At 70.0% G+C, this 24,971-nt stretch carries 24 protein-coding genes and 1 pseudogene; 15 read left to right on the top strand and 10 right to left on the bottom strand.

The features are described 5' to 3' along the window. Positions 1-47: 47 nt before the first annotated feature. A complete protein-coding gene (locus ACFFC4_RS02365; RefSeq protein WP_375497382.1) occupies positions 48-407 on the bottom strand; it encodes a hypothetical protein in 360 nt (119 codons plus the stop codon). Positions 408-429: 22 nt separating this feature from the next. Between ACFFC4_RS02365 and ACFFC4_RS02360 the strand changes: the two genes are divergently transcribed. Both ACFFC4_RS02360 and ACFFC4_RS02355 read left to right on the top strand, forming a co-directional pair. Next, entirely contained in the window at positions 430-747 is a 318-nt protein-coding gene (locus ACFFC4_RS02360) for a hypothetical protein (RefSeq protein ID WP_375497380.1), read from the top strand. A 112-nt stretch (positions 748-859) separates the two neighbouring features. Continuing rightward, positions 860-1,735, top strand: coding sequence for an A/G-specific adenine glycosylase (locus tag ACFFC4_RS02355; protein WP_375497378.1), 876 nt, complete (start codon positions 860-862; stop codon positions 1,733-1,735). A gap of 174 nt (positions 1,736-1,909) precedes the next feature. On the opposite strand, the gene ACFFC4_RS02350 is transcribed toward ACFFC4_RS02355, so the two are convergent. Then, positions 1,910-4,423: an ATP-dependent Clp protease ATP-binding subunit gene (locus ACFFC4_RS02350; RefSeq protein ID WP_375497376.1), complete on the bottom strand. Its 2,514-nt coding sequence runs from the start codon at positions 4,421-4,423 to the stop codon at positions 1,910-1,912. Between the two features lie 184 nt (positions 4,424-4,607). Here ACFFC4_RS02350 and ACFFC4_RS02345 point away from each other — a divergent pair, with 184 nt between their 5' ends. Then, positions 4,608-5,321 (top strand): dienelactone hydrolase family protein, encoded by a 714-nt coding sequence (locus ACFFC4_RS02345; RefSeq protein WP_375497374.1) that lies wholly within the window; start codon positions 4,608-4,610, stop codon positions 5,319-5,321. 81 nt (positions 5,322-5,402) lie between these two features. On the opposite strand, the gene ACFFC4_RS02340 is transcribed toward ACFFC4_RS02345, so the two are convergent. Together ACFFC4_RS02340 and lysS are read right to left on the bottom strand one after the other, a co-directional pair. Further along, complete coding sequence (locus tag ACFFC4_RS02340) at positions 5,403-5,750, bottom strand: Lsr2 family protein (protein ID WP_375497372.1); 348 nt, start codon at positions 5,748-5,750, stop codon at positions 5,403-5,405. A gap of 168 nt (positions 5,751-5,918) precedes the next feature. Further along, positions 5,919-7,415, bottom strand: a complete 1,497-nt coding sequence (lysS, locus tag ACFFC4_RS02335) for a lysine--tRNA ligase (protein ID WP_375497370.1) — start codon at positions 7,413-7,415, stop codon at positions 5,919-5,921. Positions 7,416-7,539: 124 nt separating this feature from the next. On the opposite strand from lysS, the gene ACFFC4_RS02330 reads away from it, so the two are divergent. Further along, positions 7,540-8,487, top strand: a complete 948-nt coding sequence (locus ACFFC4_RS02330) for an ABC transporter ATP-binding protein (protein ID WP_375497368.1) — start codon at positions 7,540-7,542, stop codon at positions 8,485-8,487. Next, entirely contained in the window at positions 8,484-9,224 is a 741-nt protein-coding gene (locus ACFFC4_RS02325; protein ID WP_375497366.1) for an ABC transporter permease, read from the top strand. The genes ACFFC4_RS02330 and ACFFC4_RS02325 overlap by 4 nt, the downstream gene beginning before the upstream one ends. Before the next feature lies 1 nt (position 9,225). Here ACFFC4_RS02325 and ACFFC4_RS02320 read toward each other — a convergent pair whose 3' ends face one another. Genes ACFFC4_RS02320 through ACFFC4_RS02300 form a run of 5 tightly spaced genes read right to left on the bottom strand, consistent with a single transcriptional unit; the run spans position 9,226 to position 13,506 of the window. Continuing rightward, positions 9,226-10,146: an LLM class F420-dependent oxidoreductase gene (locus tag ACFFC4_RS02320; protein WP_375497364.1), complete on the bottom strand. Its 921-nt coding sequence runs from the start codon at positions 10,144-10,146 to the stop codon at positions 9,226-9,228. A gap of 14 nt (positions 10,147-10,160) precedes the next feature. After that, the gene (locus ACFFC4_RS02315) at positions 10,161-10,925 is read right to left on the bottom strand and encodes a type III pantothenate kinase (protein ID WP_375497362.1); all 765 of its coding nucleotides are present in this window, start codon (positions 10,923-10,925) and stop codon (positions 10,161-10,163) included. Next, positions 10,926-11,765 (bottom strand): carboxylating nicotinate-nucleotide diphosphorylase, encoded by an 840-nt coding sequence (gene nadC / locus ACFFC4_RS02310; protein ID WP_375497360.1) that lies wholly within the window; start codon positions 11,763-11,765, stop codon positions 10,926-10,928. Continuing rightward, a complete protein-coding gene (gene panC / locus ACFFC4_RS02305) occupies positions 11,762-12,586 on the bottom strand; it encodes a pantoate--beta-alanine ligase (RefSeq protein ID WP_375497358.1) in 825 nt (274 codons plus the stop codon). Before panC ends, nadC begins: the two co-directional genes overlap by 4 nt. After that, complete coding sequence (locus ACFFC4_RS02300) at positions 12,583-13,506, bottom strand: Rossmann-like and DUF2520 domain-containing protein (protein WP_375497356.1); 924 nt, start codon at positions 13,504-13,506, stop codon at positions 12,583-12,585. Before ACFFC4_RS02300 ends, panC begins: the two co-directional genes overlap by 4 nt. On the opposite strand from ACFFC4_RS02300, the gene ACFFC4_RS02295 reads away from it, so the two are divergent. The 10 genes from ACFFC4_RS02295 to ACFFC4_RS02250 all read left to right on the top strand — a co-directional run bounded on the left by ACFFC4_RS02295 (position 13,505) and on the right by ACFFC4_RS02250 (position 24,333). After that, complete coding sequence (locus ACFFC4_RS02295; protein WP_375497354.1) at positions 13,505-13,831, top strand: hypothetical protein; 327 nt, start codon at positions 13,505-13,507, stop codon at positions 13,829-13,831. The two genes, ACFFC4_RS02300 and ACFFC4_RS02295, sit on opposite strands and share 2 nt — an antisense overlap. Positions 13,832-13,969: 138 nt before the next feature. After that, a complete protein-coding gene (locus ACFFC4_RS02290) occupies positions 13,970-14,392 on the top strand; it encodes a hypothetical protein (RefSeq protein WP_375497352.1) in 423 nt (140 codons plus the stop codon). Positions 14,393-14,479: 87 nt separating this feature from the next. Further along, entirely contained in the window at positions 14,480-15,268 is a 789-nt protein-coding gene (locus ACFFC4_RS02285) for a TIGR03084 family metal-binding protein (RefSeq protein WP_375497658.1), read from the top strand. A gap of 59 nt (positions 15,269-15,327) precedes the next feature. Then, positions 15,328-16,953, top strand: coding sequence for an acyclic terpene utilization AtuA family protein (locus tag ACFFC4_RS02280; protein WP_375497656.1), 1,626 nt, complete (start codon positions 15,328-15,330; stop codon positions 16,951-16,953). Beyond that, positions 16,950-18,098, top strand: coding sequence for an acyl-CoA dehydrogenase family protein (locus tag ACFFC4_RS02275; RefSeq protein WP_375497350.1), 1,149 nt, complete (start codon positions 16,950-16,952; stop codon positions 18,096-18,098). Before ACFFC4_RS02280 ends, ACFFC4_RS02275 begins: the two co-directional genes overlap by 4 nt. Then, complete coding sequence (locus ACFFC4_RS02270) at positions 18,095-19,693, top strand: acyl-CoA carboxylase subunit beta (protein ID WP_375497348.1); 1,599 nt, start codon at positions 18,095-18,097, stop codon at positions 19,691-19,693. Before ACFFC4_RS02275 ends, ACFFC4_RS02270 begins: the two co-directional genes overlap by 4 nt. A 136-nt stretch (positions 19,694-19,829) precedes the next feature. Then, positions 19,830-21,812 carry an acetyl/propionyl/methylcrotonyl-CoA carboxylase subunit alpha gene (locus tag ACFFC4_RS02265; RefSeq protein WP_375497346.1) on the top strand — a complete coding sequence of 661 codons (1,983 nt, stop codon included), beginning with the start codon at positions 19,830-19,832 and terminating at the stop codon, positions 21,810-21,812. A gap of 3 nt (positions 21,813-21,815) precedes the next feature. After that, a complete protein-coding gene (locus tag ACFFC4_RS02260; protein ID WP_375497344.1) occupies positions 21,816-22,976 on the top strand; it encodes an acyl-CoA dehydrogenase family protein in 1,161 nt (386 codons plus the stop codon). Further along, positions 22,976-23,734, top strand: coding sequence for an enoyl-CoA hydratase family protein (locus ACFFC4_RS02255; RefSeq protein ID WP_375497342.1), 759 nt, complete (start codon positions 22,976-22,978; stop codon positions 23,732-23,734). Before ACFFC4_RS02260 ends, ACFFC4_RS02255 begins: the two co-directional genes overlap by 1 nt. Beyond that, positions 23,731-24,333 carry a TetR/AcrR family transcriptional regulator gene (locus ACFFC4_RS02250; protein WP_375497340.1) on the top strand — a complete coding sequence of 201 codons (603 nt, stop codon included), beginning with the start codon at positions 23,731-23,733 and terminating at the stop codon, positions 24,331-24,333. Before ACFFC4_RS02255 ends, ACFFC4_RS02250 begins: the two co-directional genes overlap by 4 nt. A gap of 30 nt (positions 24,334-24,363) precedes the next feature. Here ACFFC4_RS02250 and ACFFC4_RS02245 read toward each other — a convergent pair. Then, positions 24,364-24,971: pseudogene (locus ACFFC4_RS02245) on the bottom strand (hypothetical protein); the annotation flags it as partial.

Here is a 24,971-nt window from a genome sequence, read left to right as displayed (position 1 = left end):
AGTGTCGATCATCGACCGATTCAGCTGAGTGTCGATCATCGACCGATTCAGCTGATCGTGAACTGGGCGGCCTTGCCGGACTTGCCCGACAGCGTCGCGTAGAGCGTGTACGTGCCGGCGCCGACCCGCTGCCGCGAGGAGCAGTTGTCGGGCTGCGAGGTGAGCCCCGACCAGGTGATGGTGACGCGCACCGAGCTGTTCACCGCCAGGGTGCGCAGCTGGGTGCCCGCCTGCACCTCGCAGTCGTGGCTGCCCCACACTCGCGACTCGCCGTTGTAGACCTTGAGCACGATCTGCTTGTCCGCGAGGTCCTGGACGCACGGCGCCTTGCCGACGTTCGTCACCTGCAGCTCCAGCATCGGCGTGGCGCCCACCTTGTAGTTGGCCGCGCCGACGACGGCGCTCACCGACAGGTTGCTGGTGCGGCAGGTGGCCGGGGGCGCGCTGGCAGACGTCGACGCCGACGCTGTGGACGACTTCGTGGCTTTCGTGCTGGACCGGGTCGACGACCGAGCCGGTGAGGACGAGGCCGGGGACGAGCTGACGGGTGTCGAGGACGAGGTGACCCGGGTCGACGGGACGGGTGTAGGCGACGGCGATCCCGACCCGGCGGCGTTCGACGAACCGCCGCCGGAGGTCAAGGCCTGCACGGTGACGATCAGCAGCACGATGACCAGCACGGCCGAGCCGACCAGGAGAAGACGACGACGCCAGTACACGGAAGGCGGCTGGGATCCGACGGGATGAAGCATGGCGGGTTCACGCTATCCGGTCCGCCTGGGCCGGTTCCGGCGGCGCGCTGAAACGCATCGGACGCGGCGTCGAGCGCGGGTCCGTCTCGTGCGACGATGCGGCCCTGATGGCTGCTGAACCGCTCTCGGTACCCGTCCTGGCGTGGTACGAACGCGCAGCGCGCGACCTGCCGTGGCGGCAACCGGGCGTCAGCGCGTGGGCGGTGCTGGTCAGCGAGATCATGTTGCAACAGACCCCGGTCACACGGGTGTTGCCCGTCTACGCAGCGTGGCTGGACCGCTGGCCGACCCCGGCCGACCTGGCCGCTGCACCGGCGGGCGACGCGGTGCGGATGTGGGGCAAGCTCGGCTACCCGCGCCGAGCGCTGCGCCTGCACGCGTGCGCGGGAGAGGTCACCGGGCGTTTCGCCGGCCGGGTGCCGGAGTCCGTCGATGATCTGCTGAGCCTGCCTGGCGTAGGCGCGTACACCGCCCGCGCGGTGGCGTCGTTCGCGTTCGGACAGCGGCATCCCGTCGTCGACACGAACGTTCGGCGGGTCGTCGCGCGTGCCGTGCGGGGGCAGGGCAACGCCGGGCTGCCGTCGGCCACCCGCGACCACGCGGCGGTAGAGGCGCTGCTGCCTGCCGACGCCGCGTCGGCGGCTCGCTTCGGGGTGGCGCTGATGGAACTCGGTGCGCTGGTGTGCGTGGCCCGGACGCCGCGCTGCCCGGTGTGCCCGATCGCCGAGCGGTGCGCGTGGTTGGTGGCCGGCTCGCCGGCCTACGACGGTCCGGTGCCGCGGCCGCAGGGGTTTGCCGGCACCGACCGTCAGGTCCGCGGCTTGTTGCTCGACGTGCTGCGGGCTGCGCCCGGCCCGGTAGCGCAAGATGCGCTCGACGTCGTCTGGCCCGACCCGGTGCGTCGATCTCGCGCGCTCGACGGCCTCGTCGCCGATGGCCTCGTCGACCCATTGCCGGACGGCCGCTACGCCCTGCCCCGTTGACGGCCGCCTCCCAACCCACCTGGAGTTGTCCGCCCCCGAACGCGCGTGGAGGCGTGCAAGGGCGGACAACTCGACGCAGGAGGGGCGAGCGGCCGTCCGGGACGGCGACGCAGCGAGGCCCCGCAACGGTGGTTGCGGGGCCTCGCTGTGGTGCTGCTGTGGTGGTGCGGTGCGTCAGTCGGCGGAGATGCCTGCCGGCGGGACGTCGGGGACGAGCGCGGAGGGCTTGGGCTCACCGCGGAAGGTGAACTTCTCCGGGCCGTCCTTCTTCATCGCGTCGACGGGCTCGGTGTCGATGACGACGATCTCGCCGGCGGTCAGTTCGCCGAACAGGATCTTCTCGCTCAACGGGTCCTCGATCTCGCGCTGGATGGTGCGGCGCAACGGCCGGGCACCCAGCGTCCGGTCGTAGCCCTTCTTGGCCAGCAGAGCCTTCGCCGAGGTGGTGAGCTCGATGCCCATGTCCTTGTTGCGCATCTGGGTGTCCAGGCGGGCCGTCATCAGGTCGACGATCTTGACGATCTCTTCCTCGGTCAGCTGGTGGAACACGATGATGTCGTCGATGCGGTTCAGGAACTCCGGGCGGAAGTGCTGCTTGAGCTCGTCGTTGACCTTCTCCTTCATCCGCTCGTAGCCGCTCTGCGTGTCGTTGGACGCAGCGAAGCCGAGGTTGCCGACCGACTTGGACGCGTCGCGCGTGCCGAGGTTGGTCGTCATGATCAGGACGGTGTTCTTGAAGTCCACGACCCGACCCTGACCGTCGGTGAGCCGACCGTCCTCCAGCACCTGCAGCAGCGTGTTGAAGATGTCCGGGTGCGCCTTCTCGACCTCGTCGAAGAGCACAACGCTGAACGGCTTGCGCCGGACCTTCTCGGTGAGCTGTCCGCCCTCGTCGTAACCGACGTAGCCGGGAGGCGCACCGACGAGCCGCGACACGGTGTAGCGATCGTGAAACTCGGACATGTCGATCTGGATCAGCGCGTCGTCGTCGCCGAACAGGAACTCGGCAAGCGCCCGGGACAGCTCGGTCTTACCGATGCCCGACGGGCCGGCGAAGATGAACGAGCCACCAGGACGCTTCGGGTCCTTCAGACCGGCCCGCGTACGGCGGATCGCCTGCGAGACGGCCTTGATCGCCTGCTCCTGGCCGATGACGCGCTTGTGCAGCTCGTCCTCCATGCGCAGCAGCCGGGCGGTCTCCTCCTCGGTGAGCTTGAAGACCGGGATGCCCGTCCAGATGGCGAGCACCTCCGCGATCTGCTCGTCGTCGACCTCGGCCACGACGTCGAGGTCGCCGGCCTTCCACTCCTGCTCGCGCTTGGCCTTCTCACCGAGCAGCGTCTTCTCCTTGTCGCGCAGCGCCGCAGCCTTCTCGAAGTCCTGCGCGTCGATCGAGGACTCCTTCTCGCGACGGACGTCGGCAATGCGCTCGTCGAACTCGCGCAGGTCCGGCGGGGCGGTCATCCGGCGGATGCGCATGCGCGCGCCGGCCTCGTCGATGAGGTCGATCGCCTTGTCTGGCAGGAAGCGATCGCTGATGTAGCGATCAGCCAGCCCTGCGGCGGCGACCAGCGCGGCGTCGGTGATCGAGACGCGGTGGTGCGCCTCGTACCGGTCGCGCAGGCCCTTGAGGATCTCGATCGTGTGCGCCACCGTCGGTTCGCCCACCTGGACGGGCTGGAAGCGGCGCTCGAGCGCAGCGTCCTTCTCGAGGTACTTGCGGTACTCATCCAGCGTGGTGGCGCCGATGGTCTGCAGCTCGCCACGGGCCAGCATCGGCTTGAGGATGGACGCTGCGTCGATCGCGCCTTCGGCGGCACCGGCACCGACGAGGGTGTGGATCTCGTCGATGAACATGATGATGTCGCCGCGGGTGCGGATCTCCTTGAGGACCTTCTTCAGGCGCTCCTCGAAGTCACCGCGATAGCGGGAGCCAGCGACGAGCGAGCCGAGGTCGAGCGTGTAGAGCTGCTTGTCCTTCAACGTCTCCGGCACCTCGCCCTTGACGATGGCCTGAGCCAGGCCCTCGACGACGGCGGTCTTGCCGACGCCGGGCTCGCCGATCAGGACGGGGTTGTTCTTGGTGCGGCGGCTGAGCACCTGCATCAGGCGCTCGACCTCCTTCTCGCGCCCGATGACCGGGTCGAGCTTGCCGTCTCGCGCGGATTGGGTGAGGTTGCGCCCGAACTGGTCGAGGACCAGCGACGTGGACGGCGTGGCCTCGGCCGCGGCGCCCGAGGGCTCCTTGCTCTGGTAGCCGTTGAGCAGCTGGATGACCTGCTGGCGGACCTTGTTCAAGTCGGCGCCGAGCTTGACCAGCACCTGGGCGGCGACGCCCTCACCCTCGCGGATCAGCCCCAGCAGGATGTGCTCGGTGCCGATGTAGTTGTGGCCGAGCTGCAACGCCTCGCGCAGGCTGAGCTCGAGGACCTTCTTGGCGCGCGGGGTGAACGGGATGTGCCCGCTCGGCGCCTGCTGGCCCTGGCCGATGATCTCTTCGACCTGCTGACGCACGGCGTCGAGCGAAATGCCGAGCGACTCGAGGGCCTTGGCGGCGACGCCCTCGCCCTCATGGATGAGACCGAGCAGGATGTGCTCAGTGCCGATGTAGTTGTGATTGAGCATCCGGGCCTCTTCTTGGGCCAGGACGACAACACGGCGTGCGCGGTCTGTGAAACGTTCGAACATGCGGGAGGCTCCTTCCGCGCTGTATGACACTGCGGCTCTACCACTGGCTCTACCACTGCCAACTCTAGCCCTGGTGTGCGACACACCTGGGGTGATGGCGGACATGGAGTCCAACGACGCAACGCCGCTCGGTGATCCCCGCCGGGCTTCGCCGAGAGCGAACAGCGGCCACTATGTTCGAAACATGCCCGATATCGCACTCGGCCGGGCCACCGGCGGCTCGAACGATCTGAACGCCTACCTGGCCGTCCCGTCCGGCGAAGGCCCGTGGCCCGCGGTGGTGGCCATCCACGAGGTCTTCGGGCTCAACGACGTCGTGCGGCGCCAGGCCGACCGGTTGGCCGCGGCCGGCTACCTGACCCTGGCGCCCGACCTGTACAGCGACGGCGGAGCGCGCAAGTGCCTGGTCAGCACCTTCCGGGCGCTGATGTCGGGCGAGGGAAAGGCGTTCGCCGACATCGCAGCGGCCCGGACGCACCTGCTCACCGACGAACGGTCCACCGACAAGGTCGGGATCATCGGGTTCTGCATGGGCGGCGGCTTCGCCCTGCTCGCGGCCGCCCGCGGCTTCGACGTCGCCGCCCCGAACTACGGCCAACCTCCGAAGGGCCTGCCGGAAGCCCTGCGCGGCTCGTGCCCGGTGGTCGCGAGCTACGGGGCCAAGGATGTCTCGTTGCGCGGGGCAGCCGGCAAGGTGCGCGCCGCGCTGGACACGCTCGGCGTGGAGAACGACGTCAAGGAGTACCCGACCGCCGGCCATTCGTTCCTGAACGAAGAGTTCTTCGGGCCGGGATTCACGCACGCCGTGCAGCGGGTGGTGCACGTCGGTCCCGACCCGGTGGCCGCGGCGGACGCCTGGGCGCGCATCGAGTCCTTCTTCGACCACCACCTTCGCTGACAACCCCTCAAAGATCAACAGCACCGAAACGTCGTGTCACGACGTTTCGGCGCTGTTGATCACCAGAGAGGGTGATGCGGGCTAGTTGGCCTCGTTGTAGGCCTCGACGATGTGCGCCGGGATCCGGCCCTTCTCGCCGATCTTGTGCCCGTTCGTGCGCGCCCACTCGCGAATCGCCGACGTCTGCTCGCGGTCGCCACGCGCCGCACGCCCCCGACGGGGGGCACCCGTCGACGGCCCGCGGCCGCCGCGCCCGCCGGCCCGCCGCGCATGCGCGACGTATTCGGCCATGGAATCGCGCAGTTTGGCGGCATTGGACGCCGACAGGTCTATTTCGTAGTTGTTCCCGTCGAGGGCGAAACTGACCGTTTCCGCGGCGTCGCCTTCGTCCAGGTCGTCGATGAGTTGAACGATGTGCTTCTGAGCCATGTTAGTGCCGTTCTGTACGGGGGGCATTTGGGCTGATCAACCCACCGTAGCGCCCCGCCGCATTGATCGCCCACCAATACGGCCGCGTCCCGGCCGATAATTTGCGAATTCCTAGCAATGCGTTGCTGAGGTCGCACAACGGGTTTACAGCAGTCCTACAACGGAGTCCTACAACGGCTTGATGAGCGGGAACAGGATGGTTTCGCGAATGCCCTTGCCGGTCAGCAACATGACGAGCCGGTCGACGCCCATACCCATGCCCCCGGTCGGTGGCATGCCGTATTCGAGGGCACGCAGGAAATCCTCATCCAATTCCATCGCTTCCGGGTCGCCCTGCGCGGCGGCGGTCGACTGCTCGACGAGTCGGCGGCGCTGCTCGACCGGGTCGACGAGTTCCGAGTACGCCGGCGCGATCTCGACGCCACCGATGATGAGGTCCCAGGCCTCGGACAGCCGCGGGTCGGCACGGTGCGGTCGGGCGAGCGGGCGCACCGCGACCGGGTAGTCCTTGACGAACGTCGGCTGCACCAGCGTGTGCTCGACCAGCTTCTCGTAGAGCTCGAGGACGATCTCGCCTGCGCCCCAAGCCGGGTTGAGCCCCACCTGCAGCCGCTCGGCATGCCGGCGCAAGGACGCCGCGTCGGTGTCGGGGGTGACGGCCTCGCCGACCGCCTCGGACACCGCGTCGTGGATCGTCACCGAGCGCCACGGTGCGGCCAGGTCGATCTCGATGCCGTCGGCTGTCACCGGGGTCGGCACTCCCACCGCCGCGGCGGCGGCGAGGATCAGGGCGCGAGTGAGTTCGGCCATCGTGTCGTAGTCGCCGTAAGCCTGATACGCCTCCAGCAACGTGTACTCCGGCGAATGCGAGGAATCCACACCCTCGTTGCGAAATGCCGGCCCGATCTCGAAGACCCGTTCGATCCCGCCGACGATGCAGCGCTTCAGGTAGAGCTCGGTAGCGATTCGCAACGACATTTGCAGGTCGAATGCGTTGAGGTGGGTGTGAAATGGACGCGCGGCAGCACCACCGTGCACCGACTGCAGGATCGGCGTTTCCACCTCGACGTAACCACGCTGTCGGAAAGTGTCGCGCAGCGCGTGCAATACCTCGGCTCGCGTGTACACCATCTGGCGCGCTTCGGGTCGCACGATCAAATCGACGTAACGCTGCCGCATGCGGTTCTCATCCGACAACGGCTTGTGTTCCACCGGCAACGGTCGCAATGCTTTGGCCGTGATGCGGTAACGATCGGCGAGCACCGAGAGTTCACCGCGACGCGACGAAATGACCTCGCCCTGCACGAAGACGAGATCGCCGCGGTCGACGTCGGCTTTCCACGAGGCCAACCCCGCCTCGCCGACCCGGTCCAGTGACAGCATCACCTGCAGTTCGGCCTCGCCCTCGCGCAGGCGCGCGAAGCAGAGCTTGCCGGTGTTGCGCACGAAGATCACGCGGCCGGTGATACCGACAACGTCGCCGGTCCGGTCGTCGGGCTCGAGCTCCGGGTACGCGGCGCCGACCTCGGCCAGCGATGCCGTTCGGGGCACCCCTACCGGGAACGGCGCCGATCCCGGGTCCGCCATGAGCCGGTCGTACTTCTCGCGGCGTACGCGCAGCTGCTCCGGCAGATCGTCGCCGTCGGGGGCGTTCGTCTCACTCACCAGGCAAACCTAGCCGGGCGCCGACGCCCGGTTTCGAGCCTTGCGTCAGGGGCTGCGGCCATGATCGGGACGGTCGCGGCGCGGGCCCTGTTCCCGGCCACGCAAAAGCGACAAGATACCCGGCATGACCACAGCGCATGACGGCGACGGCGGCGTTCGGCTGGCCGGGCTGCGCAAGTCCTTCCCGGCCGCGAACGGCCCGGTGCAGGCCGTCCGTGGCGTCGACCTGCACATCGCCCAGGGGCAGACGGTGGCCCTGCTCGGGCCGAACGGCGCGGGCAAATCCACCACCATCGACATGATGCTGGGGCTGCTCACACCGGACGCGGGCTCGGTGACGATCTTCGACCGCACGCCGGCCGAGGCGGTCGCCGCAGGCCGGATCGGAGCGATGCTGCAGACGGGGGCGGTACTGCGCGACCTGTCGGTACGCGAGTTGATCGACATGATGGGCTCGCTGTACCCGTCGGCCCTCGGGGTGGACGAGACCCTGCAACTTGCGGGCATCACCGACATCGCCGAGCGCCGCACCCACAAGCTCTCCGGCGGTCAGACCCAGCGCGTCCGCTTCGCCGTGGCGCTCGTGAGCAACCCCGACCTGCTGGTGCTCGACGAACCGACCGTCGCGATGGACGTCGAGGCGCGCCGCGAGTTCTGGGCGACGATGCGCGGGTTCACCCGCAGCGGCAAGACGATCGTGTTCGCCACCCATTACCTGGAGGAGGCGGACGCCTACGCCGACCGCATCGTGCTGATGGCGCACGGCCAGGTCGTCGCAGACGGCTCGTCGACCGAGATCAAAGCGACCGTCGGCTCCCGCACGATCCGGGCCACCCTGCCGGGCGTGGACCCGGCCGGATTGACGGCCCTGGCGGGGGTGCGCTCGGTCGACACCCGAGGCGACAGCGTCGTGCTGAGCTGTACGGACTCCGACGCCGCACTGCGCGCGCTGCTGCCCGCCTACCCCGCCGCGCGCGACATCGAGGTCGGTGGCGCAGCGCTCGAGGACGCGTTCCTCCAGCTCACCAGTGACACCAACGCCCACGAAGCAGCGACGGAGCCGGCCCGATGAACGTCACCTACGTCCGCTACGAGCTGCTGCGCCTCGTACGCAACAAGCGGTTCTTCATCTTCTCGCTGATCTTTCCGCTCGCGCTGTTCCTGACGATCGCCGGGTCGAACAAGCACCAGACGATCGACCTCGGGACGTTCACCGTCAGCTTCCCGCTGTACTACATGGTTGGCATGGCCGGGTACGGCGCCATGATCGCCGCGATCGCCGGCGGCGCGCGCATCGCGGCGGAGCGCAGCGTCGGCTGGAACCGCCAGCTGCGCCTCACCCCGCTGAGCCCGACGACATACTTCACGACCAAGGTGCTGACGTCCTACCTGATGGCCCTGCTCAGTATCGCGCTGCTCTATGTCGCCGGGATCTCCTACGGCGTCAGCCTGCACCCGTTCACCCGCTGGTTCGGGATGACCGCGCTGATTCTCGTCGCCCTGGCACCGTTCGTCGCTCTCGGCGTGCTGGTCGGGCACCTGCTGACCGTCGACTCGATGGGCCCGGCCCTGGGTGGCGGCTCGGCGTTCTTCGGCTTCCTCGGCGGGCAGTGGTTCCCGCTGCCCAACCACGGCGTCCTGCATTACATCGGCGAGGCCATCCCGTCCTACTGGCTGACGCAGGCCAGCCACGTCGGCATCGGCGGCGGTGGCTGGTCGGCACTCGGGTGGAGTGTGGTGGCCATCTGGACGCTCGCTGCTGCCGCGCTCGCCGTCTGGGCCTACCGCCGCGACACCCAGCGCACCTGACTCAGACCTGCGGCAGGACCTCGCGGGCGACGAGCTCGAGGTGCGCGAGGTCGGCGAGGTCGAGCACCTGCAGGTACATGCGGGTGACGCCGATGTCGGCATAGCGCTGCAACCGGGCGACGACCTGGTCGGGGGTGCCGGCTGCGCCGTTCTCGCGCAGCTCCTCGACGTCCCGACCGATCGCCGCCGCCCGACGGGCCAGCTCGGCGTCCTCGAGGCCGCAGCACAGCACCTGCGCGGCGCTGTAGACGAGCTCGCGTCCGGTCTCGGCCGCGGCGGTGCGCACCCGGTTGAGGACGGTCTCGGTCTCCTCCACACCCTGGAAGGCGACGTTGAACTCGTCGGCGTACGTGGCGGCCAGCTTGGCACCGCGCTTCTTGCCCGCGCCGCCCAGGATGATCGGCGGACGTGGCAACTGCACGGGCTTGGGCAGCGCAGGCGAGTCGGTCAGCTGGTAGTGCGTGCCGGCGAAGGAGTACGTCTGACCGGGCGGCGTGGTCAGCAGGCCGTCGATGATCTCGACCTGCTCGGCGAAGACGTCGAAGCGCTCGGCGGTGTCCGGGAACGGGATGCCGTAGGCCTTGTGCTCGGCGCCGAACCAGCCGGCGCCCAGCCCGATCTCGACCCGTCCCCCGCTCATGGCGTCGACCTGCGCGGCCGAGATGGCCAGCACGCCCGGCAACCGGAAGGTCGCGGGCGACACGAGCGTGCCGAGCCGGATGCGCGTCGTGTCGCGGGCGAGCGCGGCGAGGGTCAGCCAGGCGTCGGTAGGGCCGGGCAGCCCGTCGACGTCGCCCATCTTGAGGTAGTGATCGCTGCGGAAGAAGGCGTCGAAGCCGAGGTCCTCGGTGGCTGTGGCGACGCGGAGCAGGTCGTCGTAGGACGCGCCCTGCTGAGGCTCGGTGAAGATGCGCAGTTGCATGTCCTCGACCGTACTTAGGTGTTGCGTTCGAAGATGAGCCGCAGTCCGAGAAGCGTGAGTTCCGGTTCGTAGCGCGTCACGGTCTCGCTGTGATCGATGACGAGCGAGGCGAGGCCGCCGGTGGCGATCACCTGCACGGAGGCGGGGTCGTCCGGGACGAGGGCCGCCGACAGCCGCCGGACCATCCCATCGACCTGGCCGGCGAAGCCGTACAGGATCCCGGACTGCAACGACTCGACGGTGTTCTTGCCGATCGGGCTGCGCGGGGCGACGAGCTCGACCTTGCGCAGCTGCGCTGCCCGTGCGGCCAGCGCGTCCAGGGAGATCTCGATGCCCGGGGCCAGCGCACCGCCGAGAAACTCGCCCTTGGCACTCACCACGTCGAAGTTCGTCGACGTGCCGAAGTCCACGACGATGCACGGGCCGTCGACCAGGTGATGGGCGGCCGCGGTGTTGCAGATGCGATCGGTGCCGACCTCCTTCGGGTTGTCGGTCTGCACGCTGACGCCGGTACGCACACCCGGCTCGACGAGCAACGTCGGGACGTCGGAGTAGTACCGGGCCAGCATCGTGCGCAGCTCGCGCATGACGGCCGGAACGGTGGAGCAGGCGGCGATTCCGTCGACCACGTGGTCGGCCAGCAGCCCGCGGAAGGCCAGCGCCAGCTCATCGGCGGTCGTGCGGGCGTCGGACTTGATGCGCCACGAGTCGCGCAGTACTGAGCCGTCGAAGACGCCCAGAACGGTGTTCGTGTTACCGGTGTCGATCGCGAGCAGCATCTACATGTCCAGTCCGATGTCGAGCACGGGCGCGGAGTGCGTCAGCGCGCCGACAGCAAGGTAGTCGACGCCCGTCTCGGCCACGGCACGGGCATTGTCGAGCGACAGCCGCCCGGACGCCTCGAGACGCGCGCGTCCAGCGGTCAGCGTCACGACCTGGCGCATCGCGTCGGGCGTCATGTTGTCGAGCAGGACGAGGTCGGCGCCGGCCGCGATGACCTCCCGCGCCTGCTCGACGGTGTCCACCTCGATCTCGAGCGGCACGCCCGGGTACTGCGCGCGCACCCGCTCGAACGCCGGCACCACCCCGCCGGCCGCGACGACGTGGTTGTCCTTGACGAGCGCTGCGTCGGACAGCGACATCCGGTGGTTGACGCCGCCACCCATGCGCACTGCGTACTTCTCGAGCGCCCGCAGGCCCGGCATCGTCTTGCGCGTGTCGCGCACCCGAGCGCCGGTGCCCTCGACCGCGTCAGCCCACGCTCGCGTCAGCGAGGCCACGCCGCTGAGGTGCCCGACCAGGTTCAGTGCAGTGCGCTCGGCCGTGAGCAGGGCGCGCAGCGGCCCCGTCACGGTGGCCAGGACGTCCCCGGGCTGCACGCGATCGCCATCGACGACGAGCAGCTCGACGTGCACGCGGCCCTCGCCGACGACGTCGAACACGTACGCGGCGACGGGCAGACCTGCGGCGACGCCGTGCTGGCGCGAGACGAGCCGGGCCGAGGCCGTCGAGCCCGGGTCGACGGTGGCGAGCGTGGTGATGTCGCCCTCGGGGCCGAGATCCTCTGCGAGCGCTGCCCTCACGACGCGCTCGACGTCGGCCTGGTCAACCCCCTTCACAGCTCGACCCCGACGTTGTCGATGAGCCGCGTCGTGCCCACCCGGGCCGCGACGAGCAGGCGGCACGCGCCGTGCACCGGGATCTCGCGGAGGTCGGCCCCGCGTAGTTCGAGGTAGTCGACGGCGATGTCCGGCTCGCTCGCCAGGACCGCGGTGGCCGCGGTGATCACGCCGATGGCACCCTCGTGCGCGGCGGCCCGACCGGCCGCCAACGCATGCGAGAGGATCAATGCGTGCGTCCGTTCGGCCGCCGACAGGAAGACGTTGCGACTCGACAGCGCCAGCCCATCGGCTTCGCGGACCGTGCCGACGCCGACGACCGCAACGCCCAGCTCGAGGTCCTCGGTCATCTGTCGGATGAGCGCCAGCTGCTGGTAGTCCTTCTCGCCGAAGTACGCGCGCCCAGGACGCACGAGATTGAGGAATTTGGCGACCACGGTCAACATGCCGCTGAAGTGTCCGGGCCGCACCATACCTTCAAGTATGTCACCGAGCGGGCCAGGTTCGACCCGCACCTGCGTGCCGCCGTAGGGATACACATCGTCGACGGACGGGGCCCACACGAGGTCGACACCGGCCTTCTCGCAGACCTCAAGATCGGCGTCCAGGGTGCGTGGGTAGCGCGCGAGGTCCTCCGTCGGCCCGAACTGCAGTGGGTTGACGAAGTTGGTGGTGATCACCGAGTCGCACTCGGCGCGGGCGGCGTCGAGCAGGGCGGAGTGCCCGGCATGCAGGGCGCCCATGGTGGGCACCAGACCCACGGTGCCGAGCTGCTCGGCGCGGGCAGCGAAGAACTCCGAGCGGGTGCGCACGAGTTTCATGGGAGCACCTCGCGGACAGCGTCGGCCTGCCCCGCGCTGAGCCGGCCGGACGCCTGCGCCCGCTCGGCGGTGCGACGAGCAAGAGCGGCGTAGGACGGCAGGACGTCGGGCGCCCGCTCGGACAGCGTCCGCACGTGGGCGCTGACGGTGGCAACGTCACCGCGCGAGACCGGGCCGGTGAGCGCGGCGTCGCGCAGGCGCAGCACGTTGTCGAGCGAGGCGCTGAGCAGCGGCGCGACGAGCCGTGCGGGCTCCTCGACGCCGACGCTGTCGAGCAGGGCGAGCGTGTCGTTGACGAGCGTGACCAGGTGGTTGGAACCGATCGAGAGCGCCGCGTGGTAGAGCGCCCGGGCGGGCTCGGGCACCCAGACCGGCTCGCCGCCCATCTCGACCACCAGCGACTCGGCGACGGGTCGCAGCTCGTCGGTGGAGGTGACGCCGAAGGTGGCGCCATTCAGCCGATCGAGGTCCTCGGGCCGGCCGGTGAAGGTCATCACCGGGTGCAGTGCAAGGGCCAGCACCCCGCGCGCAGCGGCCGGGTCGAGCACCCCGATGCCCTGCGCGCCCGAGGTGTGCGCCACCAGCTGGCCGGGGCGCCACGCGCCCGTGTCGGCAAGCCCGGCAACGAGGGGGCGCAGGACGTCGTCGGGAACGGCGAGCAGCACGAACTCGGCCGCCGCGACGGTCTCGTCAGGGGCGAGCAGTTCGGCCCCGGGCAGCAGGTTCTGCGCACGCCGCCGCGACTGTGCGGACACTCCGCTGACGGCGACGACCTCGTGTCCGGCGCGAGCCAGCGCTGCGCCGAGGGCACTGCCCACCCGTCCGACGCCGACGACTCCGACACGCAGCCGCGCGGGACGCGGGATATCCACGCGGGTCAGCCTACTGAGCAGGTTCCCGCCGGTAGATTGGTTCCTCATGAGCGAATTGCAGGAACGCGTTGCGAGCAGTGCCGATCTGGCCGACCTGCACGCGACGGTGCCGACCTTGCTGATGGAGTTGCAGTCGCTGCTGGGCACGTTGACCGCAACGGTGACGTCGGGCTCCGATCGTGGCCGCCGCCCCTTCCGTCCGGGTACCGATTGGGCACCGCGTCTCGGCGAGCTGGCGTACGGCGTCTTCCTGCTCGCCGACCAGACCGGGGTCGACGTCAGTGCGGCCGTCGAGGTCACCGCCACCCACCTCGAACGTCGCGGTGCCCAGGAGCAGGCCAGCGTCGACAACGAATGGCCGTTCAACGGCTGAGGTTCGATCGAGTCCCGAATCACCCAATCCGGGTGCACTGCTTGCAATAGTGAGCACCCTCACGGCTCGGTCTGGCATGTCGGCGAGATCGGTGGACTACGACAGGGAATCCCTTGTTACACAAGGGATGTGGTTCCTATGACGACAGATGAGGACGACCAGCTGCGGGTGCGCCCGCAGCGCTGGTCGCGTTCCCGTCGCACCCATGCCCCCGTCGTGGTCCCGCTGGTGCTCTCGTTGCTCGTGCAGGCCGTGGCCGTCGTGACCGCCGTGGCGCTCGGCGCGCCGCTGGCGGCCGTCCTCGGCGTTGCCGCCGTCAGCGTGGTGCTCACCGGCATCGTTGCGCGGCGCACCGTCAGCAGCCTGGTCGCCGGCGCCGGCCTACGTGTCGCGCAGCCCTACGAACCGGGCGAGCAGGTCCGCGTCTTCGTGCCGGCGCTGGACTCGGTCGAGGACGCCGAGATCGTCCGCGTCGGCCCGGCGAACACCACGTTGCGCACGAGCAGCGGAGTCGTACTGGTGCCCAACGCCGACATGCTGCGTGGTGGCGCCCGCAGCTGATCATCTGCCCCGCCTTCTCCGTCGAGCTGTGTGCGCAGAAACAATCATGCGGGCTTGATTGTCGGGGCCCGCCGTGCCAGTCTGCGGATTGTGCGTAGCGACGTCCTGACCGACCTTGCCGACGAGGGCGCCGATCTGGACGCGCTGGTTGCCCCGCTGGCGGCCGAGCAGTGGGCAACCCCGACGCCGGCAGTGGGCTGGACCGTTGCCCACCAGATCGGCCACCTGGCCTGGACGGACGAGGTCTCGCTGCTGGCCGCCACGGACGCGGACGCGTTCAGAACTGCGCTGGCGGCCACCGCAGCGCAGCCGTTCGACGCCGTCGACGGCGCCGCCGCCGAACGGGCGGCGCAACCACCGATCACGCTGCTCGCCGCCTGGCGGCATGGGCGGGTTGCCGTGACGCAGGCCTTGTCCGCCGTCCCCGACGGGGTCAAGCTGCCCTGGTTCGGACCGCCGATGAGTGCGACGTCGATGGCCACGGCCCGGATCATGGAGACCTGGGCGCACGGCCAAGACGTCGCTGACGCGCTGAGCGTGCACCGCGCGCCATCCGATCGACTGCGGCATGTGGCGCACATCGGCGTACGCACGCGCAATTTCGCCTACGTGGTGAACGACCGAACCCCGCCGAGCGCCGAGGTCCGCGTCGAGCTGGTCGGGCCTTCCGGTGAACTGTGGACGTGGGGCCCCGAGGACGCGACGCAGCACGTCGCCGGGCCGGCGCTGGACTTCTGCCTGCTCGTCACCCAGCGCCGGCACCGCGCCGACCTGCACCTGGTGACCGCCGGGGCGCAGGCCGACGAGTGGCTCGACATCGCGCAGGCGTTCGCCGGGCCGCCCGGCGGCGGTCGCACGGCAGGGCAGTTTTCTTGAGCAGCGATGTCCTGCGTATCGGTAATGCGTCGGGGTTCTACGGCGACCGCGCGTCGGCGATGGCCGAGATGCTGGCCGGCGGCGAGCTGGACGTCCTGACCGGCGACTACCTCGCCGAGTTGACCATGCTCATCCTGGGCCGCGACCGGCTGAAGGACACCACCACCGGCTACGCCAAGACCTTCCTGCGGCACCTGGAGAACTCCCTCGGCACGGCGCTCGAGAAGGGCATCCGCATCGTCTCGAACGCGGGCGGGCTCAACCCGGCCGGGCTGGCGAACGCCGTTCGGGCGTTGGCCGACAACCTCGGGCTGGACGTCCTGGTGGCGCACGTCGAAGGCGACGATCTGCGTTCCCGAGCCGGCGAGCTGGGGCTCGGTGAGCCATTGGCGGCCAACGCCTACCTCGGCGCCTGGGGTATCGCCGAGTGTCTCGACGCCGGCGCGCAGGTGGTCGTCACCGGGCGGGTCACCGACGCCTCGCTCGTCGTGGGGCCGGCCGCGTCGCACTTCGGGTGGGGACGCGCGGACTGGGATCGGCTGGCCGGTGCGGTGGTGGCCGGGCACGTGCTCGAGTGCGGTCCGCAGGCCACCGGCGGCAACTACGCCTTCTTCGCCGAGCTCGGGCTCGACCACCGGCCGCTCGGCTTCCCGCTGGCCGAGATCGCCGCGGACGGCTCGTCGGTGATCACCAAGCACCCGGATACCGGCGGAGCGGTCACGGTAGGCACGGTCACCGCGCAGCTGCTCTACGAGATCGGGGGGGCTCGCTACGCGGGACCGGACGTCACGTCGCGGTTCGACACGATCTCGTTGGTCGAAGACGGGCCCGACCGCGTCCGCATCAGCGGCGTCCGGGGCGAGCCGCCACCGCCCACGCTGAAGGTCGGCCTGAACACGCTTGGCGGGTTCCGCAACGAGGTCACCTTCATCCTGACCGGGCTGGACGTCGAGGCGAAGGCGGCGCTGGTCCGTAAGCAGCTCGCCGAGCCGCTGGCCGGCCTCGACCCGGAGTGGACGCTGGCCCGTACCGACCATCCCGACGCCGACGTCCAGGAGGAGGCCGCAGCCCTGCTGCGCTGTGTCGTGCGGGCCGCCGACCCCAAACGAGTAGGACGGGCATTCTCGGCGGCCGCGATCGAGCTGGCACTCGCCTCCTACCCCGGTTTCCACGTCACGGCGCCGCCGTCCGACGCCGCGCCGTACGGAGTGTTCAGCGCAGCCACCGTCGATGCTGCGCTCGTGCCGCACGTCGCCGTGCTGCCCGACGGTGCGCGGGTGACCATCGCACCCGCCCCGGAGACCGCGACCCTCGAGTTGCTGCCCCAGCCGAGCGTCCGCGCGTCCTGGGGCCCCACCCGTCCCGTACCTCTAGGTACGCTGATTGGCGCGCGCAGCGGCGACAAGGGCGGCTCGGCCAACGTCGGGCTCTGGGCGCGCACCACATCGGCGTTCGAATGGTTGGCCGCGTTCCTGACCGTCGACGAGTTCCGCCGACTGCTGCCCGAGACGGCCGACCTGCCCGTGCGTAGGTATGTATTCGAGAACTTGTCCGCGGTGAACTTCGTGGTCGAGGGCATCCTCGGTGAGGGCGTCGCCTACAACGCCCGGCACGACCCGCAGGCCAAGGCCCTGGGCGAATGGCTGCGGTCGCGGGTTGTCGACATACCGGAAGGTCTGTTGTGAACGACCCTTTCGACACATCCGAGCGGCGCGCGCTGCGGGACACCGTGCGCCGGTTCGTCACGACCGATGTCTTTCCGTACCTTTCGGTATGGGAGCGCGAGGGCGAGTTGCCAAGGTCGCTGCATGAGCGCGCAGCGTCACTCGGGCTGATCGGTCTCGCGTACCCGTTGGCAGTCGGCGGCGGGGACGGCGACGCGATCGACGCGCTGACGCTGGGTGAGGAGTTCCACTACGCGGGCGGGTCGAGCGGCGCCTTCGCGTCGCTGTTCACCTCGGGCATCTCGCTGCCGCACCTGATCGCGGCCGGAAGCCCCGACCAGATCGAGCAGTGGGTGCGGCCAACCCTCGAGGGCCGGCTCATCGGTTCGCTTGCGATCACCGAGCCCGACGGCGGTTCGGACGTCGCCGGCCTGCGCACGACGGCGAAATGGGACGGCGACGAGTACGTCGTCAATGGGTCCAAGACCTACATCACCTCCGGCGTGCGGGCCGACTTCGTGGTCACCGCGGTGCGGACGGGTGACGCCGGCGCACACGGACTGTCGCTGCTCGTCATCGAGAAGGGCACGCCCGGGTTCACCGTGTCGCGCAAGCTGGAGAAGATGGGCTGGCTGTGCTCGGACACCGCTGAGCTGTCCTATGCAGATGTGCGGGTGCCGGCGGCCAACCTCATCGGCGTCGAGAACGCCGGCTTCGCTCAGATCGCGCAGAACTTCGTCTCCGAACGCATCGGCCTGGCCGTGCAGTCCTACGCCTGCGGGCAGCGCGCGCTCGACCTGACCGTCCAATGGTGTCGCAAGCGCGAGACGTTCGGCAAACCGCTGATCAGCCGGCAGGCGGTGCAGAACACTCTGACCGAGATGGCCCGGCGCATCGAGGTGGCGCGCGTCTACACGCGCTCGGTCGCTGTCCGTGCGCTGACCGAACCCAACCTCGTTCGGGAAGCCTGCTTCGCCAAGAACACGGCTGTCGAGGCCGGCATGTTTGCCGTCGACCAGGCCGTACAGCTGCACGGCGGGATGGGTTACATGCGCAAGGCCGAGGTCGAGCGGCAGTACCGCGACATGCGGATCATGGGCATCGGCGGCGGCACCGACGAGATCCTCACCGGCCTGGCCGCCAAGACGTTGGGCTACCACGTATGAGCGTCCTGACCACGTCCGTCGACCCGGCTTCCGACGAGTACGCCGCCAATCGGGCGGCGCTGCTCGAACGGCTCGCTGCGCTCGACGCCGAGCACGCCAAGGCAGTGGGTGGCGGTGGGGCGAAGTACGTCGACCGGCACCACCAGCGCGGGAAGCTGCTCGTCCGCGAACGCATCGAGCTGCTCATCGACCCGGGGTCACACTTCCTCGAGCTGTCCCCGCTGGCCGCATGGGGATCGGACTTCACGGTGGGCGCGTCGGTGGTCACCGGCATCGGCGTCGTCAACGGCGTCGAGTGCATGATCAATGGGTCCGACCCGACGGTGCGCGGCGGCGCGTCCAATCCGTGGACCCTGAAGAAGGGGTTGCGGGCGAACCAGATCGCGCTGGAGAACCGGTTGCCGGTGATCGGGCTCGTCGAGTCCGGCGGCGCCGACCTGCCCACCCAGAAGGAGATCTTCATCCCGGGCGGGCAGATCTTTCGCGACCTCACCCGGCTGTCGAAGGCGGGCATCCCGACGATCGCGCTGGTGTTCGGCAACTCGACCGCGGGCGGTGCGTACATCCCGGGCATGAGCGACTACGTCGTGATGGTGAAGGAGCGCGCCAAGGTGTTCCTGGCCGGGCCGCCGCTGGTGAAGATGGCGACGGGTGAGGACGCCGACGACGAGTCGCTGGGCGGCGCCGACCTGCACGCCCGCGAGTCCGGGCTCGCCGACTACCTCGCCCAGGACGAGCAGGACGCGATCCGCATCGGGCGCCAGATCGTCGGCCGGTTGAACTGGCACAAGCAGGGTCCGGCCCCGGCGCCCGCTCCGGCGCCCCCCGTGCTCGACGAGAACCAGCTGCTCGGCATCGTCCCCACCGACCTCAAGGTGCCGTTCGACCCGCGCGAGGTGATCGGCCGGATCGTCGACGGCAGTGACTTCGACGAGTTCAAACCCCTGTACGGATCGTCGCTGGTCACCGGCTGGGCGTCGCTGCATGGGTACCCGATCGGCATCCTGGCCAACGCGCGCGGCGTGCTGTTCAGCGCCGAGGCGCAGAAGGCGGCACAGTTCATCCAGCTGGCCAACCGCGCCGGCACGCCGTTGCTCTTCCTGCAGAACACGACCGGCTACATGGTGGGTGCGGAGTACGAGCGCAGCGGCATGATCAAACACGGCGCGCTGATGATCAACGCGGTGTCGAACTCGCGGGTGCCGCACCTGACCGTGACCATGGGCGCCTCGTACGGCGCCGGCAACTACGGCATGTGCGGGCGTGCGTACGGGCCGCGGTTCCTATTCACCTGGCCGAACGCGAAGTCGGCGGTGATGGGTCCGGCCCAGCTGGCCGGCGTCATGACCATCGTGGCGCGGCAGGCCGCCGAGGCGCGCGGGCAGGAGTTCGACGAGGACGGGGCCGCCCAGCTGCGGGCGGTCGTCGAGGCGCAGATCGAGGAGCAGTCCCTGGCCCCGTTCCTGTCCGGAATGCTCTACGACGACGGTGTCATCGACCCGCGCGACACCCGCACCGTGCTCGGCATCGCGCTGTCCGCCATCCATAACGGCCCGGTCGAAGGCGCCGACGGCTACGGGGTGTTCCGGCTGTGAGCGCGGCCCCCAGGTACCGCTCTGCGCCTTCTTTTGCTCTGCTCAGTCAGGCTGAGCGCATGCTCACCCACACTGAGCAGAGCCAAGCGACCGGCAGGGTGGTCTCGAATCGCTGCATCCGGGCTACGGGCATCGCGTGATCACCACCGTCCTGGTTGCGAACCGCGGGGAGATCGCGCGCCGGGTGTTCCGCACCTGCCGCGACCTCGGCATCGGCACCGTCGCGGTGTTCTCCGACCCCGACGCCGACTCCCCGCACGTCCGCGAGGCCGATGCCGCGGTGCACCTGCCGGGCAGCACGCCGGCCGAGACGTACCTCCAGATCGACGCGATCGTGGCCGCGGCGCAGCGAGCCGGCGCTGATGCGATCCATCCCGGGTACGGGTTCCTGTCCGAGAACGCGGTGTTCGCCCGGGTGGTTCAGGCCGCCGGGCTGACGTGGATCGGGCCACCGTCCGAAGCCATCGACGCGATGGGCAGCAAGATCGAGTCCAAACGCCTGATGGCTGCCGCCGGTGTTCCGGTGCTGGCCGAGCGCGCGCCCGAGGACGTCACCGTCGACGACCTGCCCATCCTGATCAAGGCCAGCGCGGGCGGCGGCGGGCGGGGCATGCGAGTCGTGCGGTCCCTGGACGACCTGCCCCAAGAGGCCGCGGCCGCCCGTGCCGAGGCGCTCAGCGCATTCGGCGACGCCACCGTGTTCTGCGAGCCGTACCTCGCCCCCGGCAGGCACATCGAGGTCCAGGTCATGGCCGACGAGCACGGGACGGTGTGGGCCGTCGGCGAGCGCGAGTGCTCGATCCAGCGCCGGCACCAGAAGGTGATCGAAGAGGCGCCGTCCCCGCTCGTCGAACGGACAGACGGGATGCGCGAGGCGCTGTTCGCTGCCGCCCGGGCCGCCACCTCCGCCGTGGGCTACACCGGCGCGGGCACCGTCGAATTCATCGCTGATGAGAACGGAAAGTTCTTCTTCCTCGAGATGAACACCCGCCTGCAGGTCGAGCACCCGGTCACCGAATGCACGACCGGGCTCGATCTCGTCGCCCTACAGCTGGACGTCGCAGCCGGTGGACGTCTCGAACCCGAACCGCCGGCGTCACGCGGGCACGCCATCGAGGTGCGCCTCTACGCCGAGGACCCGGCGTTCGACTGGCAACCGCAGTCCGGGGTGCTGCACACGGTGCACGTGCCGGGCGTCGACGTCGAATTCCGGACCGGGGTGACGACAGCCGGCCTGCGCCTGGACTCAGGTGTCGTCGACGGTTCGCTCGTCGGCATCCACTACGACCCCATGCTGGCCAAGGTGATCGCCTGGGCGCCGGTCCGGACCCAAGCCGCCTACGCGCTCGCCGGCGCGCTGGCCCGGACACACCTCCACGGCCTGGTCACCAACCGCGACCTGCTGGTGCGGGTGCTGCGCCACCAGGCCTTCCTCGCCGGCGACACCGACACCGCCTTCTTCGACCGGCACGGCCTCGACACCCTCGCCGCCCCGCTGGCCGACCCTGCCGCTCGCGAGTTGTCCGCCCTTGCCGCGGCCCTGGCGCTCGACGGCGCGGACAGGTCGGCCGCGACCGTGCTGCCCGGCGTGCCGTCGGGCTGGCGCAACGTCGTCTCGCAGCCGCAGCGCGTGGCCTTTGAGGGCCTCGACGTCGCGTACCGGCACACCCGGGACGGGCTCGTCGCCGAGGGTTTCGCCGACGTGCAGCTCGTCAGCGCCCGCCCGCACGAGGTCGTGTTGGACGAGCGCGGCGTGCAGCGACGCTTCGCCGTCGCGGTCCACGGCGAAGAGGTGGACGTCGACTCCGCGCTCGGGCCGGTGCGGCTGACCCTGCTGCCCCGCTTCGTCGACCCGGCGCAGCGCGTGGCGCTCGGCTCGCTGCTGGCCCCCATGCCAGGGTCGATCGCCCAGGTGGCGGTAGCCGTGGGCGACCACGTCTTCGCCGGCCAGCCGATCCTGTGGCTCGAAGCGATGAAGATGCGTCACCAGGTGAACGCGCCGGCCGACGGCGTCGTCACCGAACTACCCGTCGGCGTGGGCCAGCAGATCGACATCGGGGCCGTGCTGGCCGTCGTCACCGAATCGTCCGACACTGAACCAACCACGACCGAGGAGTGAGCCATGGACTTTGCTGAGACCGAGGAACAACTCGCGCTGCGCAAGGCGGTGGCCGAGCTGGGCGGCCGCTACGGCCACGCCTACACCGCACCCCGCGCCCGGGCGCGTGAACCGCTGACCGAGCTCTGGCAGGAGACCGGACGTTCCGGGTTCATCGGGCTCAATCTGCCCGAGGAGTACGGCGGCGGCGGGGCCGGAATGTACGAGCTGGCGATTGTCACCGAGGAGCTCAACACGGCCGGCTGCGGCCTGCTGATGATGGTCGTGTCACCGGCCATCAACGGCACCATCATCGCCAAGTACGGCACCGACGAGCAGAAGCGGCGCTGGCTGCCGGGCATCGCGTCCGGCGAGACCATCATGGCCTTCGGCGTCACCGAGCCCGACGCCGGCTCGAACACGCACAAGATCGCGACGACAGCCCGGCGCGACGGCAGCGACTGGGTGCTGTCGGGCCGCAAGTACTACGTCTCAGGTGTCGACAACGCCCAGGCCATCCTGATCGTCGCCCGCACCGAGGACGCCAAGACGGGAAAGCTCAAGCCCGCGCTGTTCGTCTTCCCGACCGACACCCCCGGCTTCGAGTACACGGCCATCGACATGGACGTCGTCATGCCGGACAAGCAATTCATGCTCTACCTCGACGACGTCCGACTACCCGCCGATGCGCTCATCGGCGATGAGGATGCCGCCCTGGCGCAGCTGTTCGCCGGCCTGAACCCCGAGCGGATCATGGCCGCCGCGGGGTCGATCGGCATGGGTCGCTACGCCCTCGACAAGGCCGTCTCCTACGCCAACCAGCGGGCGGTGTGGGGCGGCAAGCCGATCGGGACGCACCAGGGCATCGCACATCCGCTGGCCAAGGCGAAGGTCGAGGTCGAGCTGGCGAAGCTGATGATGCAGAAGGCGGCCGCCCTGTACGACAGCGGCGACGATCTGAACTCCGGCGAGGCGGCCAACATGGCCAAGTACGCCGCGGCCGAAGGTGCCGCCGACGCCGTCGACGCGGCGGTGCAGACGCACGGCGGCAACGGCATCGCCAGCGAGTACGGGCTGGGCAACCTCGTCCTGGCCTCCCGCGTCGCGAAGATCGCGCCCGTCAGCCGGGAGATGATCCTGAACTTCGTCGCCCAGTTCAGCCTCGGCCTGCCGAAGTCGTACTGATGACGCTGGCGCACTACGAGGTCGAGCGGTCCATCGCGACAATCACGATGGACTCGCCCGCAAACCGCAACGCGTTGTCCGCGCAGCTGGTCGGGGAGGTCACCGAGCACCTGCAGGCCGCGACCGCCGACGACACCGTGCGAGCAGTGGTGCTGACGCACACCGGCCGGGTGTTCTGCGCCGGCGCCGACCTCAAGGAGCAGTCGTCCGAGGGCGGGCCGCAGACCGGGACGCAACGCATGCTGGGCCTGCTGCGCAGCATCGTCGAGCTGCCCAAACCCGTGGTGGCCCGCATCGACGGTGCCGTACGTGCCGGCGGATTGGGCATCGTCGGCGCCTGCGACGTCGCGCTGGCCAGCGAGGCCGCGTCGTTCGCGTTCACCGAGGTCCGCCTCGGCCTGGCGCCGGCCATCATTTCCCTGACCACGCTGGGTCGGATGACCGAGCGCGCGGTCTCGCGGTACTACCTGACCGGGGAGACGTTCGGCGCCGCCGTGGCGGCCACGACCGGGCTTATCAGCGCAGCACCCGCCGATCTGGACGCCGAGCTGGAGCTCGTCCTGGACGCCTTTCGGGCTTGCTCGCCCCAGGGTCTGGCCGAGACCAAACCTTTGACGTCGCGCGCCACCCTGGATGCCTTCCACGACCGCGCACGCGACGTGCAGGCGCAGTCGGCGCGGCTGTTCGGCTCCGACGAGGCGCGCGAGGGCATGCTCGCGTTCCTGGAGAAGCGCCCGCCCCGATGGGCGGCTGAATGACCGGGACAGTGCTCGAGCCGCGCGCGCCGCAGCAGGACCGGTCGCGCGCGACGCGGGCCCGGCTGCTGGACTCAGCGATTGTCTGCCTTGCCGAGCTGGGTTGGACAGCTTCGACGGTGGCCGTGGTCGCCGAGCACGCCGGGGTGTCCCGCGGGGCCGCCCAGCACCACTTCCCGACCCGCGAGGCGCTGTTCCTCGCCGCGCTCGGGCAGGTGACGCATGAGCGGGGCGAGAAGATGCGGCGCGAGCTGGCCGAGCGTCCCGAGTTCTCGACCGAGGCGGTCGTCGAGATCGTGTTCGGGCTCTACACCGGTCCGCTGTTCCGGGCTGCGCTGATGCTCTGGGTCGCAGCGGCGTCCGAGCCGCAGCTGCGCGCACAGGTGCTGCCGGTCGAGGCGAGCGTCGGGCGCGAGGTGCACCGGGTCGTTGTAGACCTGCTGGGGGTGGACGAACGGGTTCCCGGTGTCCGCGAGACGGTGCAGGCCACCCTCGACCTCGCGCGTGGGCTCGGGCTGGCCAACCTGCTGACCGACGACGGGGAGCGGCGGGCAGGCATCACCCGGCGGTGGGCGGAGATCCTGGACGTAACCCTGCGCTGACGTTGCGGTGTCTGTCCAACGGCGCCGGAATCAATGGTCGGCGGTCCCGCGAGCCAGTAGGCGCGACAGCAGGTCGTCGTCGTCGCTGTCGTCCTCCTCCGCGCGTCGACGTCGACCGCCGCTCGGCAGGGCAGGCTCGGGCGTGCCATGACGGGAGTGCCGACCGGTGTCGGCGCCGCTGGCGTCGCTGGTGCCGTCGGTGCGGCGCCGGCGTCCGGTGTAGGCGGACGCCGGCGCGCCTGGGGGCGCCGAGGCCTGCTTGGGCCGGCCTGTGCCGGCCTCTTGGGTGCGGACGGTGCTGTCGACGGGATCGAGTTCGAACTCGGTGAACGGCGTGATGCGCGGCAACGAGGCGAACGGGTCGGCCGACGCGCTCGGTGCGGGCGGCGTGGCCGTTGCTGAGGCCGGTGCGGCAGGTGCTGGTGTGGGTGCGGCTGATGCCGGGGAGTGCGGTGCAGCGGACGCGGGCTGCGGTGAGCGGATCGGACCGGTGGTCTCTGCCGGGGCGGGCGGGGGCGGTGCGGTCCGCGGCCCCGGCGGCCGGCTCACCGGCCCGTGAGCCGAAGCGCCGTCGGCCGGCGCCCCGTTGGCTGTTGTGCCGTTGGCTGTTGTGCCGTTGGCTGTTGTGCCGTTGGCTG

Origin of the sequence: uncultured Jatrophihabitans sp. (genome assembly GCF_964244045.1) — a bacterium.
Classification (GTDB): Bacteria; Actinomycetota; Actinomycetes; order Mycobacteriales; family Jatrophihabitantaceae; genus Jatrophihabitans.
This window is presented reverse-complemented; position numbering and strand designations above follow the sequence as displayed.

Excerpts from the sequence above, each read along its gene's own strand:
- ACFFC4_RS02320 (WP_375497364.1), bottom strand. The coding sequence starts at position 10,146 with ATGCAACTGCGCATCTTCACCGAGCCTCAGCAGGGCGCGTCCTACGAC.
- ACFFC4_RS02325 (WP_375497366.1), top strand. The coding sequence starts at position 8,484 with ATGAACGTCACCTACGTCCGCTACGAGCTGCTGCGCCTCGTACGCAAC.
- ACFFC4_RS02355 (WP_375497378.1), top strand. The coding sequence starts at position 860 with ATGGCTGCTGAACCGCTCTCGGTACCCGTCCTGGCGTGGTACGAACGC.
- ACFFC4_RS02280 (WP_375497656.1), top strand. The coding sequence starts at position 15,328 with ATGGCCGAGATGCTGGCCGGCGGCGAGCTGGACGTCCTGACCGGCGAC.
- ACFFC4_RS02250 (WP_375497340.1), top strand. The coding sequence starts at position 23,731 with ATGACCGGGACAGTGCTCGAGCCGCGCGCGCCGCAGCAGGACCGGTCG.
- panC (WP_375497358.1), bottom strand. The coding sequence starts at position 12,586 with ATGAAACTCGTGCGCACCCGCTCGGAGTTCTTCGCTGCCCGCGCCGAG.
- ACFFC4_RS02255 (WP_375497342.1), top strand. The coding sequence starts at position 22,976 with ATGACGCTGGCGCACTACGAGGTCGAGCGGTCCATCGCGACAATCACG.
- ACFFC4_RS02345 (WP_375497374.1), top strand. The coding sequence starts at position 4,608 with ATGCCCGATATCGCACTCGGCCGGGCCACCGGCGGCTCGAACGATCTG.
- ACFFC4_RS02290 (WP_375497352.1), top strand. The coding sequence starts at position 13,970 with ATGACGACAGATGAGGACGACCAGCTGCGGGTGCGCCCGCAGCGCTGG.
- ACFFC4_RS02270 (WP_375497348.1), top strand. The coding sequence starts at position 18,095 with ATGAGCGTCCTGACCACGTCCGTCGACCCGGCTTCCGACGAGTACGCC.
- ACFFC4_RS02350 (WP_375497376.1), bottom strand. The coding sequence starts at position 4,423 with ATGTTCGAACGTTTCACAGACCGCGCACGCCGTGTTGTCGTCCTGGCC.
- ACFFC4_RS02300 (WP_375497356.1), bottom strand. The coding sequence starts at position 13,506 with ATGAGGAACCAATCTACCGGCGGGAACCTGCTCAGTAGGCTGACCCGC.
- ACFFC4_RS02315 (WP_375497362.1), bottom strand. The coding sequence starts at position 10,925 with ATGCTGCTCGCGATCGACACCGGTAACACGAACACCGTTCTGGGCGTC.
- ACFFC4_RS02330 (WP_375497368.1), top strand. The coding sequence starts at position 7,540 with ATGACCACAGCGCATGACGGCGACGGCGGCGTTCGGCTGGCCGGGCTG.
- ACFFC4_RS02295 (WP_375497354.1), top strand. The coding sequence starts at position 13,505 with ATGAGCGAATTGCAGGAACGCGTTGCGAGCAGTGCCGATCTGGCCGAC.
- ACFFC4_RS02340 (WP_375497372.1), bottom strand. The coding sequence starts at position 5,750 with ATGGCTCAGAAGCACATCGTTCAACTCATCGACGACCTGGACGAAGGC.
- ACFFC4_RS02260 (WP_375497344.1), top strand. The coding sequence starts at position 21,816 with ATGGACTTTGCTGAGACCGAGGAACAACTCGCGCTGCGCAAGGCGGTG.